Here is a 14,375-nt window from a genome sequence, read left to right as displayed (position 1 = left end):
CTTACCTCTTATTGAAGTCAAGCACCCGTTAGCCATCCATGCAGCACAAAATCAGTGCTGCACCACAGAGAATGAAAATGGTTAGGAAGTGTCAATACTATTACTGACCTTTATCCAGTCAACCCTAATCCATAGACTTATTAATTATCGCTCTCCTCTTTTTTTTTAGGATTGAGCAGGGTCTTCTTAAGCATTGTCATTTTTCTAATCATGAAGCAAGTTATTTTCATGGTAGTTGAAGAAGATTAATTAGGAAATCGGTTCAAAATTTTTAACTTTACTCATTCTATTAGCTAATAAGTAAATGATGAAATATATAGGGAAGGAATAAAGCATATTCCAATCCTTTATAACGTAAAAACCTAACCATAAAAAAAGTGGTTCGCCTATGAGTGTACTTACACTTGCAAAAATCAATCCTTTTAGGATAGGAGAACTTTTAGGTTTAAATAGAATCAAGGTCATAACAAAAACAGGAAGTATAATCCAATCCCAAGGTACATACGAAGGGATAGAAGGAATTACTTTTCCTGTATAGTACCACTTTCCGCATTGCACTCCTAAGAAATCTAACCAAGAAGAAATAATAAAAACAAACATTCCTGTAAATAAAAGACGGCTTGAGCTTTCTTTTTTGCGAATTTTAATCCAAAAAATTATTGGTACAATAGTAAAAACTATAGATAACCAAAAATCCCAATGAAACAACGTATTATCAAGCCAATATTTTAAGTAGTCCTCATTTGCTTTCGAGACTTCATTATAAAATTCACCGACTTTTTTTATTTTCTCTTTTGATTGCAATGTTTTCATTTTAATCTTTCCTTGTACGTTTTTTTTAGTATTCGAAGAAAATAGGAAAGATATTCCCTCTTAAACTAACCTGCCACGTTAGCTTAAGTACATTTATTCACAATCTTCTCTATTTACTTTAACAAAATTTCCCTAATTTCTCATTGAGTGTTATTCAACAAAAGGACCCTTAACAAAAAGAAAGGGCACAATTCTTGTTGCAGAATTGTGCGCGATTGTTGAAGAAGTTGTATATAATATTTTTTAATAGGATTGCTTGCAAATCCTTAACCCAGTGGGGGGGGTGCTCCCATTAGCCATTGTTTAATTTATTTTCTTATTATCTTTACTTAGAACCTGAAATTCATAAGGACCAGAAAATGATTTGTTAATTTGTTTATATTGGAAAAATTCATTTAAGAGTTCTTTAATACGTTTTCCAATTTCTTTAGCATTTTTATCTGTGCTGTTTATTGCGGTATTAATAATAATTGGATTCTTATCGTCTATTATAGTTGTAGATGTAACTTTAAGATCTTTTATTTCTTTTAATCCTTGATTTATTGACGGCATCACTTTCATTTCCCAATCTCGTTTTAAATTTGATTTAAAACGAATATGAATATCCGTAACATTGAATCCTTTTTCTTTAGCTAATTTTAAAAATTCTTTATGAAAATTGTTTACTTCATTTGGATCAATAATTTCTTTGTTGTTTCTATAAAACATTAAGTCCAATTGTACAATGCGTCCGTCAGTAGCTGAATATTGGGTTCCCATCGAAACATTAATTTTATGAGTCTTTTTCATTTTATTTACTATTTCATTTATAATCTTTTGTTCATTTTCTTGTTGTTCTGTCTGATTCGTTTTAGACCAATCAGCAACAACTTTCACTTTATAATCCGTATATTTTTTTGATTGCAAAACTTCTTCAATATTACTTTGAAGGTCGTCCTTTAAATAATTAAAATTTTTCTTAGAATAAGGTCTAATCACAAGAATGACTTCTTTCTTTGCCCGAGAAAGGGTTAGATCATAACCATCTGGATGGCCTTTTTTCTTTAACACCTTTTTGGTGAAAGAAGATTCAATGGAATTTTCTAATTTGATCGTTTCATAATAGGAAATTAAATTATTTGTACTCCCTTTAGTTGTGGCATCATTATCAGAGATTTCCATTTCTTTATTAGTTTTATTTGAAGTGCATGCTACTACAAAAAATAACATACTGAATAAAACGAATAACATTGATATTCTTTTCAAAAAATCAACTCCTCGAACAATTTACATTTTTACATAATATTGCTAAATATAACATATTTCTTAGTGTTTGTTATTAATTTTCACTATTAGGGAACTATGTAGTGCTAATATTCAATAAGTCTTACCCTTAATCTTCAACAATCTTTCCCTAAAATGAAAAATGAGCGCTTTATCCTTATTCCAGGACCGCGCCCAATTGCGAAAGATCAAGATAATTACTAGTATTGCTACTTTAGCTTGTTGAACGAACGCACCCGTTGGTTCAACAAGATCCTTCTCATCTACTTTTCAATTTTCCATACTAGATTTTTAGGTTTGTCCTTTTCAAGAAATGTTAAACGATAGACATGATTATAATCTTTATCCGCAAACTCCACTTTATGATTCAGCTTCCATTCGAGATTTCCAAAATGGCAGAATAAATCCTGTTCATCTGTTTTTTCGACAGAGAATAGTTTCTCTTTATTGATGACTTCACCATTTCTTTTCTTGATCTCCATGTAAACATCGATACTTGCTACTTCATGATGACACAAGACGCTGCAGATGAACTTCCTGTTCGGGCTGCTTTTCTTTAATAGAGGATATACATTCTCATAATCTAGCTGTTTTATGTTCTCATAGACCAAGTCCAGAGAAGAAATGTCCCAATTAAACTCCTCAGCAGCGAGTTTCATTCCCCCGTGCACGATTTCTAGAACTCGTTCTTTCTTTTCTCTGTCGGATGTCAATGCCAGTATATTTTCAACATCCACCTCTACAAATACAGGAAAATAATCAAAGATAATGTGAGTAAACATATCGATTTACTCTTTTTGTTCTAAATTGTCTACACAATAGATTTGTATCCCCTTATCATCCTTTGTCTGTAGCTTTGGCAGAAGACGGCTATATAAAAATGTAATACATCTTGTTTCGTGAAAGAATGTCCAGTTCTGTTCTTTGTTTTTCGGAACGTAAAGCTGAATATCTCTTATGATCGGCATAAACAATCTCCTTATGGACTCTTTTGGAAAGGGTGATCCAGTTTAAGAAACGGTTAGCAGTGGTATCTCCGCAAGAATTACCATTGAAGTATATCATTTATTCAATTAAACTGACCGTTACTTGAATAAGAAAAAAGCTTTACTCCTTATTGAAGTAAAGCACCCCTTAGTTGAAGAAGTGTTATTTAATTTATTTATACAAAATAATGAGTAACAGCCCTATAAACATAATAATTCCTACCCCTACTCTAATTCGTGACCAGAAAACTGTTTTATTTAACAAGACTTTTTCTTTATTTGAAAGTTGTTCATCTTCATCTATATTCCGTTCCAATTCAGATTTCAATGCCTTTAATTTATTTACCTTAACTCTATCCAATATTCCAAACAAAGCAAAACACAAAATAATATAAACAACTACAAAAATGATATGAAAAATAATATCAGGTCCTTCCATAGAAATTGAATTATAAGATTTCTTTCTTTTAATTTCTTCAAATTCTTACTTGTAATTCTTCATTCTTAAAATCGAAGCCTTATTCAATTAACCTGCACCTCTAGTGGAACAACAAAAAAAGGATATCTTAGCAGCCAAATATTGTTGAACTCAAGCACCCGTTAGTTGAATTAGAATGGATTTTCTCCTTTAACAAAAGGAATAAAAATAGCATAAACAGAGCCAATAAAAAGCACCCAAAAGACAATAGATGTTATACGTTCCCTTAACAAGTTGTTATTTTTATTAATAAATAGCCAACGGATAATTGTATAAAGAAAAAACAGAAGATATGAGACTCCGAACCAATTAACCCATACGTTCCCCATAAAACTAATACCGAAATTCCCATAAATCGTTCTTAATACATTTTCAGTTAGAATAAAACCAATAACTAAAAAAACTAATATTTCGAGAATTGTAATAGCGTACGCTTTCCATATGGACAATTTTCTTCCCCTCCCTTATTTGTCTAGTCTCTATATTTTACCATTTAATACCATCTGTTTGAGTCCTATTTTCCTTTTTCTTTCTTCAACTAACCTTCCACGTTAGTTCAAGAACTACAAACGTAAAACAACCTCCCTAAAAACGAAAGGTTGTAATAAAACGGTGTTGTCAAAAGGTATTTAACTCAATACCCCGATTAACCATATTTCATCTGATGAATAATCTTTATCTTCATCGTCTGCTTTAAATCCTTTAACATCTAACCCATTTGGCAGGTGTAATCCCCACTCTATTTCAAGGTCTGGATTTAAAGAAATCAGTCGATGACCTTCTACCTCTTGACTAAACAAGCCCTCATAAAAACTATCTAAACCTTTTTTTGTAAAAAGAATCGTAATTTGAGCACCAACTAAATGTGGCAGAGGGAAAGTACAAAAGACACGATATTCCCTCTGGGATTCTGTTTTCGTATCAATCAAATGTTTAATTCCATTAATAATTGTTTGCACAAAAAATTTCCTAACAGAATTCGGTGTCTTCTTAGAATCAGGAAAGAAGTCATCGAAGCAAATTTGAAGGGAAGAGTAACCTGGATAAGATGGGTCATTATTCTTTGGTATTGGTAAAGAATCAGCTTTTTCAGTTATATAGTTGAAAAAAATACGACATTTTCTTTTTAATCCCCGTACTTTCTTTTTTGAGTTGCTATGAGTAACCCATTGTTTCATAATGCAAAATCCTCCACATAATTCATTTCTTTATGTATAACACATTTATATCGAATTTTGTGTAGGTATTATTAGACATTTCTGCTCAATAAAAGTAGACAACAAAAAAGTAGCAACAAAAACCCCTATTCATCAACATAAGCACCCGTAGTTGAATTTCATGAGTAGAAAAAACGAAAATAAAGGGCAACAATATAATTAACTATAATAATAAAGGAATAGATTTTTCCAATAAATACAAAACACCCTTTTTCTTTTCGCAGGACAATTAAGTAGCCAATACACATTATTAGATTAATAATATACAAAGGGGCTACTACTAATTTTGATGATAGTACTGGTATGCTCAATTCCATAAATTTGTCAGTCACATATGTTCCCCCTAATTTATATCTAATAATAGCATAATTTAATCATTTCTTATTCAACTAAACTGCCCAGTTAGTTACATAAGGAAAAAGCGATACCCTTGTTGAAGTATCGCATCCGTTAGTGTAAGTACAATCCTTCACAATCTGTTTTTGGAACAAGAAAAAAGGGGACTTTGTATATATTTAATAATTTAGTGCTGTCCTAAAGTGCCCTAACTTGTAGTATAATTACAATAACACTTAAGGGTAGGATTGATTTGAAATTGGGACTTTTAGATAAATTCTTCGAAAAAAAGCAGAAAAGGATAAAACCCATTTTTTATTTACAGCTTGTTTTAATTATTGGATATTTTTCACTGTTTTTCTTAGACATCAATCATTCATTTGGTTATATATTTCTTTCGTTAAGCTTTTTGCTAATTGGAATTGAGAGTTATTTATTAAAGGAAAAAAAAGTCATTTTTATTTTAAATTTTATAGCCTTTTTTATGTTCGCTTTAATTTTCATTTTAGATTATTTTAATCTATAAGGGTACTGTTATTACAGTATCCTTTTTTGTCGCATTTATCATTTATAGAGTAGTTCTTATTGAACTATCCTTCCACGTTAGTGCAATAAAAATAGGGATCGCCGTAGCCATCCCAATCTTTAACTCTTGCACCCGTTAGTATAAGTATAATTCTTCACAAACTAGATACTCACCCTAAGCAAATAATTCTACATTGCTTCTGTTCCTTTTTCTTTAAAGACACCAACCAATAATACAATAAGCCCTAAGATGAAAATAATTGGAAACAAGACCCACATAATTAATCCAGCCCAACCATTTCTAAAATGCATATGTTAAGCCGATTGAAAATGAAAGGAAAGGTGCGATTGCTACCATAATGGTAATACCCCAAATGATATACTTTCTTTTTGTCGACTTTCCTTTGCTAAATTGCCAAGCAACTACTGAACCCAGTATTACCATCGCTAATGCTACCATAATTGCCGTCAATTATTTTTCCCCCTTAATATTATTGAGTAATTATATACTGGAAGAAAATTCAAATTCCTTCTTCAGCTATAATATCATTTATTTACAAACTGAAGTATCTATTAAGAATAAAAAGAGGTAAGAACATTTTTTATCATTTATAACTGACATAAACTATTTACTTGTTAATATTAACTTTCGTGTTTTGCCATCATATATTTTATAACCAATTTCAAAATTATGGTCTTTTGTTACTGTCACTCTACAATAATAAGGGATTGACTTTCCGTAAGCATCAAGGTCAGGAATATCTTTGAAAGTAAACACCTCACCAGTATTAAGCATATTAAAGTCCGCTTCAGAAGAACGACCTGATGAATCTATCTCGATAACACACTTCCCACTAACGACATCATATTCCTTCAGCACAACATATTTTAGGCTTGGAAGAGTAACCGCTAAAAGTAAAACACCAATAAATAAGTATCCAAGGCATTTAACTATACCAATATTATTAATAAAGCCAAATACTGCGGCTATTACAAACAAGGTTCCAAGTATGAACATTATATAAAAAAAAGACATTTTTTCACTTCCTATAACAATTATATGGAATATAATATTACCTCTTCTTCCACTATACTGCCCCTTTGTGCAACAAGAAAAGCTGCCAAAATGGCAGCTGGATCTTTAAACTCTTACACCAGTTTGTTTAAGTATATTTCTTCACAATCTAAGCTGAACCATCAGTTAAATAGCAGGGTCATAAAAGTTTTTTAAATCTAATAATAGATTTAATCTCCTTTTGCTTTCCTGAAAATCTTTTAATGCAAGGTCATAATACATCCTAACGTCCATTTCTTCTTTTGGTTTAAAGAAATGTGTATCCCCATAGGGATCTACGGAAGAAAATTCTTTTCCCTCAAGAGCTTTTTCCCAATAGTCAATTCTCCATTGATTATGCTTAAAATCCTCAAACGAAATATGATATTCTTGTTCATAATTTTTCATCTGCTCAATTATTTTCAAGACTTTTTTAATCTTGTCATCTTCGAGTTCACTTATAATTTTAAGCAATTCTTCCCTATTTGACATTCCAATCACAGCCTAAACAAAATAATTTTCAATATTATATTTTTAACTAGTTCTAACTAAAGTAAACTGCGTTAGCTGAATAAGACAAAGCCACCAAATTGCAATGGTAACTGGAACTTCAACTCTTGCATTCGATAGCCTTAATCAAGTTAATAGTTATTTTTTCTTGATGAAAGGTAAATCAGAAAAAGCTGAACCGAGGGATATAGCGAAAGGCAAAAATAAAACCTTTTGAAAATTTATTTCTGATGGTTTTTTAAAGTAGTAATAAATCAAACCGAGACAACTAATTAGGACAAAGCTAATAATGAATTTATATAATCTTTTTCTTATATCTACCCATTCAATTTTACTTAAATTTAATATCGTTCCAATTACGAAATAAAAAACAAATAATACAAGAAAAATCAAATAGCCAAGTACAAATTTAGTGGCAAATGAATTATCAATGTTTTTATTAATTATAAATAATGTAATGATTAACCCGACAATACCTAACGTATACATTAGAATCGCAAAAAAGTTTTTCTTCATTAAATAACCGCCTTCATTTTTTGTCTTCCAAACTCCATTTTCTCAAAATTCAACTTACATTATATACTGGGAATTATTACCTATCGAACTAACCGGCTCCGTTAGTTGAAGATTGCCGTACTGTATCAAATTTAATAATCAGGTCAATAATTCCTCTAAAAATAGAATTTTTAGGGAGAGATGTATTTTGCTATTATTAAAAGCCTGGGAAATTTATGAATCTGATAAACGAATTGAAGGGTTCTCCCAGCAGACTTTAAAGGCCTATAAACTTCAAGCGTTGTTGGTGATACGGTATTTTGAGGATGTAAAACTCGAAACAATTACTACTATCAAATTAAAAGAATACTTGGTCACCAGAAGAGCGAAACTACAAAAATTTATGCCCAATTAAGTGGTAGTCTTAGACAAGAATTGTATAGAAAATATTTTTAACCAATGGCTCAAATGTACAAAAGCAATACTTCTAAAGAGTGTTGCTTCTTTTAACTCTTATCTAATAAAAAATCATCAAAATGGTAGTGGGGTGTTAAACTCTTGCACCCGTTACTTTAAGTGTAATATTTCACAAAGTTCGTAAAGAAAAATTAATAAAAACAATCCTATTCTATTATTGATAATGGTACTTTTTGGATATTATACTAGAGGTGAATTACTATTTAATACTGAAGGGAGATTTACGTATGGAGGTAACATTTTCAGTAAGCAAATGGGATGAAAAGCCAGTAGACGACACTAGAAAAGAATTCCCTATTAATATTGCCCATGTTGAATATGATATTGAGGGTGAATTAACAGGAAAAGCCTTTGTTGAATATTTATTATTTTATATAGACTCTACTATAGATGATGGTCACGTGGCCACTTCTAAAATTTCCGGATTTCTGCATTTCGAAGGAACTTACAAGGGAAAACAGGGGACATTTACGGCTATAGAGCAAGGAATATTTGATAAAGGAAATCTAGATTCTCCAGCAACAATCATCAAAGCTACCGGTGATTTAGAAAGCTTAAAAGGGTCTTATAATTATAAGTTTACAGGTGAAACCAGTAAGATGATTCTAGACTTTAAATTCTAATAAAACCGTAAAAAAGGCATCTCTGTACTACCAGGAATGTCCTTTTCGTCGAAAGAGATTCCTCAACTATCCTGCTCCGCTAGTGGAATAAGAAAAAGGCTGTTGGAACAGCCTTATTTTCTTAAACTCAAGCACCCGTTAGCTTAACAAGCAAAAACATTCTAATTGATACTGTCTACTGTATTTCTTATATTTATGAAACTCTCATCTTTAATAATACTTGGATATTGTTCAATAAGTTCTTGTATAAAATTTTGTAACCCATTTTTCAATCCTTGATTAAATTGAATAATTTCTATAATATTTTTATCGGTTTGGGGAATTTTTTCCGAATGAGATACTCCTATACCATCGTAGTATATTCCTTTTTGCCAAGGAGGTAACGTGGACTCATATTCACAAATTGCAAATGAAACTATATTTTCTCCCAAGGAAAACACAAGACATTTACTTGTTGAATCATCCTCAACAACAACTGTCTCTTCATCCAATAATCTTTGAGGCACTTCAGGTAACACCGCAAGAAAAGTAGCAAGTTGACCTACAAATCCCTCTTTTGTCATTCTCAATGGACCACCATTTTCAGGGTAATTATAATTACTAAAAAACGATACACCGTCAATTAATATATCTAGTTTTCCCCACAAATCAAAGTTATGGTAATCCTCCGCATCCATATCATCATAATAGGGCATAAATTTAAACCTAATATCCTTAACCATATCTGAACTCCTCTTCTTATATGGTATTTGTACGATATAAGTATTTCAGAACAATTGCTAAACGAATAACTATTTTTTATAACAATAAGAAAAATGGATTGCCACAGCCAACCCCTTTACTCAACTAAAGCACCCGTTTGTTGAAGAATTTATGATAAGATGATAAACAGAAATAACTGCGCTGGTGGGGAGATAAATAAAATGATTAGATTAGACTCACTAATATTTTTAGCTATTCCTTGGATAATTTACAGAGTTGTAGTTTTAGCAGTTAAAAAGCAACTCTCGTTAAAAATCGAATTAATTAAAGCTCTTTTCTATTTTTCAGTAATTTTTATCTATTCCTTAACCCTCTTTCCTTTCCCTTTTTATGTTTATCCACATATGGAAAGAGGAGATGCGTTTCAACTTATGAACCTGACTCCCTTTGCGACCATATATAGTTCACTAACTCATTTTAATTATATGGTTACATTAAGAAATATATTTGGAAACATCCTCAACAAAAGCAAATTAGAAAATGATTTTCACGAGAAAGCCTTAAATCCTTTAAAGAGATTAAGGCTTTTTGTATTAAACTATTCTGCACCGTTAGCTTAATAACAAAAAAGGATAGCCGCAGCATTCGTCGTTCTTCCACAATTGCCCCTATTAGTTGAAGAAGAGTTTATTATCCTAACACTTTGGAATATTAAATAACTATTTAATATGTTTATTGTACTCTAATTGTTTTTGAACTCCTGACCTATCAATTTGAATCCAATACTCTGAAATTTTTTCATCTTCTATCTTATATACAGCACTTGTCATTTGAGTTATTGGAAGTCCTGTAGGCTGATATCCATCGACTACTCCTACGTGTGCACCTACTTGTTTCCAGCGGACATATACTTTATTTCCTTGTACCAATAATTCTTGGATTTCTAAAGAATAATTACCATAGGCTTCAATCATTTCTCTTACGTGTTCAGCATAATCTTTAGGCGTCCTTAAGACTGTTTGTTCTTCTTCGGATACAATTTGATGAGCCAATACTTGTACGGACATTAATTGATTTGAGTAGTCAGGATTTTTACCTGATCGTACTTCTTCAAAAAATTTTCTAATTATTTGTTCGGGTGTCATTTGAACACCTCCATATTTATTTCAAAGCTTATTCTACCAGAATTGTTTCTATTATTGCTATTCAACTAACCTGCCCCGTTAGTAAAAAAGCGTCTCCACTTAAAGTAGAAACGCACCCGTTATTTGAAAATCTGTTATCCCATAAGGTTAGATAATAAATATTGAAAACCAAAGGCCCCTAAAGAACTAATACTTGCCACTAAAACTGCAATTGATAATAAAGGATTATAAGCAGATTGCTTTTTGGAACGAAACAAAAAAAGAATGGATAAACCAAAACTTATGATAAAAAAAACAATCCATAGATTGTTAAATGCAAAAGATTCAAAATTGATAAGGTAATTCGCTATGTAAAAAACATTAATCAAAAGCAATAAGATTAGGATAAATCTTCTCACAATATCACCTTCCCTTTATTTTATAATTTATCCAAATTATAACACATAATATATTCCTTCTTGAACTATACTCACCCGTTAGTTGAAGAAACCTCTCAACAAATAAGAGGAAAACCAGATTGGTAGTTCCATACAGTGTTTGTAATACATCCTGCACCAATATAGTAATCAAGAGGGGAATTCTGAGTGTTGCAGAACCTTAAAACCCCTTCTTAAAGGTTCACTTTTATTTACAATCTCTAATAAGGTATCTTCATATTTTTCCATACTTCTATAAATCTCCTTAGTTTACTGGAATTATTGTACATTGGTATTTTTTATAGATCTAAACAGTCAGTTAGTCAAATAGGAGTTGCTCACTCAGCTCCTGCACCCGTTATCTCAAAAAGAAAATAGTCTTTTCAATTGCGAGATAAGATATTTTTCTTTGAAAATTGGACTTAATTCACTCCATGCATCAAATTTATTACCATCTAAAACAAAGAAAACAAAATTCCTTCCAGAATGTCCTCCATTTTCAATTACACCAACTCTAATTTGTTTATCGCTATAATCTCTATGTATGGCTTCTAAAGCATTTAATCCATTAACTTCAAATGTTATAGAAAATCGTTCGGCACCGAAAATATCATAGAAATTTGAGCTTTGATTTTCTTTAGATTTAACAAGGAAAATACTTTGGTTCGCAAAATTAAGAATTGCTTTGTCTTCGTCTTTAGTACTTAACTCTGCCCCCAATTTGTTTACATACCATTCAGAAGAAAGAAACTTATTTTCAGGTAGTTTAACAATGAATTCATTAAAAATAGTTAGGAATATTAAAAGATATGGACTCAATATCATTTTCTTTTGAATAATACATACATATACTATCCTTATATTTTTGCTTAGATGCAGGTATTTCTATAAAATTAAATTTTTTATAAAAGTCTGACCCAATTTCACTGTAAAGGAAAAAATTATTACAATTTTCTTTTTGCTCCAAACCGTTTATCACTGCATTAATTAATAATGAAGCATACCCTTTTTTTCTTAAATGTAAAGGACTGGCGATAGAACCAATCCCTCTTACTATTAGGTTTTCTGAAGGATTTAGCTCATATACAATTAGCGAACTCAACAACTCTTTTGTTTCTGTTTCTTCTAATACATACCATTTCCCCCTTTTGTACTTACTGGAATCTTGACACATAGTTAAATAATCTTTAGAAAGCATATTCTCTCCCCAAACGTCATAACCCATCATATAGACTACTTTCATATCCTCGCTTCTTGCTTCTCTAATTATTCTCAAAGTATCTCTCCTTGTGACTTGTTTAGAATTGCCATTTTTCTAATCTTGAAGAAACTTATTTTCATGGTAGTGAAAGAAGAAATCCAATTAAGATTCCCCTTCCTTGTAGTATTCACCTGTCGTTTCTAAATTGCTTCACGAAACGAATAAACTATTCTTTTTTCGAAAATAAAAACAGCATATGACCATATTCCTGTAATTTCATCAAAAGCAACACCAGTAATATAACTTAGAAATTCAAGGGCAAGGCATTAGATAATCTTTCACAGAATATGATTATTAGACAATAGGTATTCTTTATTTAATATGGGTGTAACTTGTATAGTGGGGGATAATATGAAAAATAAAATACTTGTTGTCGATGATGAAGAGTCGATAGTTACTTTGCTTCAATATAATTTGGAGTAGGCTGGTTTTGAAGTTATAACGGCCATGGATGGTAAAAAGGGAAAAAGACTAGCTGAAACCGAGTCACCAGATATTATCGTATTAGATTTAAAGCTTCCACTATTAAATGGAATGGATGTACTCAAGCAGCTTAGACAAAAAAAGATCATGACTCCTATTTTAATGCTTACTGCTAAAGATGATGAACTTGATAAAATATTAGGATTTGAGCTTGGCGCTGATGATTATATGATAAAACCATTTAGCCTGAGAGAACTACTGGCAAGAGTAAAAGCCCTCCTTAGAAGGACTCAGATTCAAACGGTAGCTGCTAATGACAATGGAAAAGAAGAGACGAAAATAATAATTGGTAAATTAAAAATATATCCTGAGAAATTTGAAGCCTACTTTCAAGAAAATCTCCTAGAGTTAACAGTTAAGGAATTTGAATTTCTCCTCTATATGGCTCATAACAAGAACCGAATATTAACGCGTGAACAATTACTCAACGCTGTTTGGAATTATGATTTTTCTGGCGTTCCTAGAATTGTTGATGTACATATCTCTCGTTTAAGAGAAAAAATTAAAGAGGAAACGAAAAAACCAATTTATATCAAAACACTTCGTGGAATTGGTTATAAATTGGAGGAGCCAAAAGGATAATGACAAAATTTCGGATTGAGTTACTAATTTCACTAACACCTTAAGTATTTTAAAATAATAATGTTTCAATTCATTTGGTGCTAAATTAACCCCTCAATAAGGCTTCAATCCTTGTAATACTAATCTGCCCCTTTAATTCAATAAGAAAAAAGCCACCAATTTGGCAGCTCGATCTTAAACTCTTGCACCCTAAGTTGAAGAAGAAAAAAATTATATCATAAGAAAAACGCTGCGGGCAACAGCCTTATCTTCCTGAACTCAAGCCCTTTAGTTTACTAAAGGTGTACTTTAGCCACCAAAGTTAATAATTATTTTATATTGAACTTATTCATTTACATTCATAATGGGAATCTAATTGCTTCAAAATGCGTGAGAGATGGGTCAGGATCAGTATTACCATCAGTGATAGCTTGGGCAAAAATTTGTACTCTATCACCCTTAGATAATTGGGTTATAGTAGAAACACTCACATGATTATTATTTGTCAATGGTGCACCAATAAAATCATTATCAGTAGCTGCTACATTTTCATCGTTAATAATGATAAACATCTTCACACTATACTTTGTACCAACATCAGGAACATAAGCAAGTCTTGCTATTATAAAATATACTCCATCTTGTTTTGGCTCAAATGTCGATGTACCTGGGTTATATTCATTGTTCAAATCAAGTATTTGATCTGGATACATAATTTGTTTAATGTCTGCAGGACCCACTTCTTGTGAAGTGGTGGCAGCAGCCATAAAAACTGACTGTTGTGCTTTATGTGGTTCAACTCCCATTATTCTCCTTCCTTTCTTTCATAAAGATTACACTATTTATATTAGTGACATTAGAATTTGTATAGGCATAAACACGAAAGAGGTGAATATCAGTTATAAAAAAATACAATACCTAGTTTGGTATCGCATATTTTTACCCATCCATATTCAAGTAACCTGCTCCGTTAGTGGAAAAAGAAAAAAAGTCGCCGGAGCGACCCTTTGTTTAACATAAGCACCCGTTA

At 31.4% G+C, this 14,375-nt stretch carries 18 protein-coding genes and 1 pseudogene; 4 read left to right on the top strand and 15 right to left on the bottom strand.

The features are described from left to right. Positions 1–249 precede the first annotated feature (249 nt). The 10 genes from CCK98_RS15625 to CCK98_RS15565 form a co-directional block, all read right to left on the bottom strand. Positions 250–813, bottom strand: coding sequence for a CBO0543 family protein (locus tag CCK98_RS15625; protein ID WP_088087421.1), 564 nt, complete (start codon positions 811–813; stop codon positions 250–252). Between the two features lie 303 nt (positions 814–1,116). After that, entirely contained in the window at positions 1,117–2,058 is a 942-nt protein-coding gene (locus CCK98_RS15620) for a hypothetical protein (RefSeq protein WP_088087420.1), read from the bottom strand. 281 nt (positions 2,059–2,339) lie between these two features. After that, positions 2,340–2,858 carry a hypothetical protein gene (locus CCK98_RS15615; protein ID WP_088087419.1) on the bottom strand — a complete coding sequence of 173 codons (519 nt, stop codon included), beginning with the start codon at positions 2,856–2,858 and terminating at the stop codon, positions 2,340–2,342. A 6-nt stretch (positions 2,859–2,864) separates the two neighbouring features. Next, complete coding sequence (locus tag CCK98_RS15610) at positions 2,865–3,044, bottom strand: hypothetical protein (RefSeq protein WP_088087418.1); 180 nt, start codon at positions 3,042–3,044, stop codon at positions 2,865–2,867. 627 nt (positions 3,045–3,671) lie between these two features. Then, a complete protein-coding gene (locus CCK98_RS15600; RefSeq protein ID WP_088087416.1) occupies positions 3,672–3,989 on the bottom strand; it encodes a hypothetical protein in 318 nt (105 codons plus the stop codon). 180 nt (positions 3,990–4,169) lie between these two features. After that, positions 4,170–4,718 carry a DUF3916 domain-containing protein gene (locus CCK98_RS15595; RefSeq protein ID WP_088087415.1) on the bottom strand — a complete coding sequence of 183 codons (549 nt, stop codon included), beginning with the start codon at positions 4,716–4,718 and terminating at the stop codon, positions 4,170–4,172. Between the two features lie 1,201 nt (positions 4,719–5,919). Continuing rightward, on the bottom strand, positions 5,920–6,090 hold the full coding sequence (locus CCK98_RS36310; protein WP_256942361.1) for a hypothetical protein: 171 nt from the start codon (positions 6,088–6,090) through the stop codon (positions 5,920–5,922). 153 nt (positions 6,091–6,243) lie between these two features. Next, positions 6,244–6,654 (bottom strand): hypothetical protein, encoded by a 411-nt coding sequence (locus CCK98_RS15575; protein WP_088087412.1) that lies wholly within the window; start codon positions 6,652–6,654, stop codon positions 6,244–6,246. 165 nt (positions 6,655–6,819) lie between these two features. After that, positions 6,820–7,164, bottom strand: a complete 345-nt coding sequence (locus CCK98_RS15570) for a hypothetical protein (protein WP_088087411.1) — start codon at positions 7,162–7,164, stop codon at positions 6,820–6,822. Between the two features lie 156 nt (positions 7,165–7,320). Beyond that, positions 7,321–7,698 (bottom strand): hypothetical protein, encoded by a 378-nt coding sequence (locus CCK98_RS15565; protein ID WP_088087410.1) that lies wholly within the window; start codon positions 7,696–7,698, stop codon positions 7,321–7,323. Between the two features lie 187 nt (positions 7,699–7,885). On the opposite strand from CCK98_RS15565, the gene CCK98_RS35430 reads away from it, so the two are divergent. Then, positions 7,886–8,092 carry a hypothetical protein gene (locus CCK98_RS35430; protein WP_179195817.1) on the top strand — a complete coding sequence of 69 codons (207 nt, stop codon included), beginning with the start codon at positions 7,886–7,888 and terminating at the stop codon, positions 8,090–8,092. Positions 8,093–8,381: 289 nt separating this feature from the next. Further along, positions 8,382–8,777 (top strand): DUF3224 domain-containing protein, encoded by a 396-nt coding sequence (locus tag CCK98_RS15555; RefSeq protein WP_088087409.1) that lies wholly within the window; start codon positions 8,382–8,384, stop codon positions 8,775–8,777. 161 nt (positions 8,778–8,938) lie between these two features. Here the strand turns inward: CCK98_RS15555 and CCK98_RS15550 are convergent, their stop codons facing one another. Next, complete coding sequence (locus CCK98_RS15550) at positions 8,939–9,499, bottom strand: hypothetical protein (RefSeq protein WP_088087408.1); 561 nt, start codon at positions 9,497–9,499, stop codon at positions 8,939–8,941. A gap of 201 nt (positions 9,500–9,700) precedes the next feature. Here CCK98_RS15550 and CCK98_RS15545 point away from each other — a divergent pair, with 201 nt between their 5' ends. Then, the gene (locus CCK98_RS15545) at positions 9,701–10,099 is read left to right on the top strand and encodes a hypothetical protein (RefSeq protein WP_088087407.1); all 399 of its coding nucleotides are present in this window, start codon (positions 9,701–9,703) and stop codon (positions 10,097–10,099) included. Between the two features lie 99 nt (positions 10,100–10,198). Here the strand turns inward: CCK98_RS15545 and CCK98_RS15540 are convergent, their stop codons facing one another. The 3 genes from CCK98_RS15540 to CCK98_RS15525 form a co-directional block, all read right to left on the bottom strand. Further along, complete coding sequence (locus tag CCK98_RS15540) at positions 10,199–10,624, bottom strand: ester cyclase (protein ID WP_088087406.1); 426 nt, start codon at positions 10,622–10,624, stop codon at positions 10,199–10,201. Positions 10,625–11,403: 779 nt separating this feature from the next. Then, positions 11,404–11,865, bottom strand: coding sequence for a VOC family protein (locus CCK98_RS15530; protein WP_256942360.1), 462 nt, complete (start codon positions 11,863–11,865; stop codon positions 11,404–11,406). After that, positions 11,822–12,316, bottom strand: coding sequence for a GNAT family N-acetyltransferase (locus tag CCK98_RS15525; RefSeq protein WP_088087404.1), 495 nt, complete (start codon positions 12,314–12,316; stop codon positions 11,822–11,824). Before CCK98_RS15525 ends, CCK98_RS15530 begins: the two co-directional genes overlap by 44 nt. A 336-nt stretch (positions 12,317–12,652) precedes the next feature. Here CCK98_RS15525 and CCK98_RS15520 point away from each other — a divergent pair. After that, a pseudogene (locus CCK98_RS15520) lies at positions 12,653–13,366 on the top strand (response regulator transcription factor). 338 nt (positions 13,367–13,704) lie between these two features. Here CCK98_RS15520 and CCK98_RS15515 read toward each other — a convergent pair. After that, the gene (locus CCK98_RS15515; RefSeq protein WP_088087403.1) at positions 13,705–14,151 is read right to left on the bottom strand and encodes a hypothetical protein; all 447 of its coding nucleotides are present in this window, start codon (positions 14,149–14,151) and stop codon (positions 13,705–13,707) included. Positions 14,152–14,375: the final 224 nt, after the last annotated feature.

This window comes from Bacillus sp. OV166 (assembly GCF_900177675.1).
Lineage (GTDB): Bacteria > Bacillota > Bacilli > Bacillales > Cytobacillaceae > Neobacillus.
The sequence above is the reverse complement of the archived record's forward strand: the minus strand, read 5'-3'. Positions and strand labels throughout refer to the sequence as shown.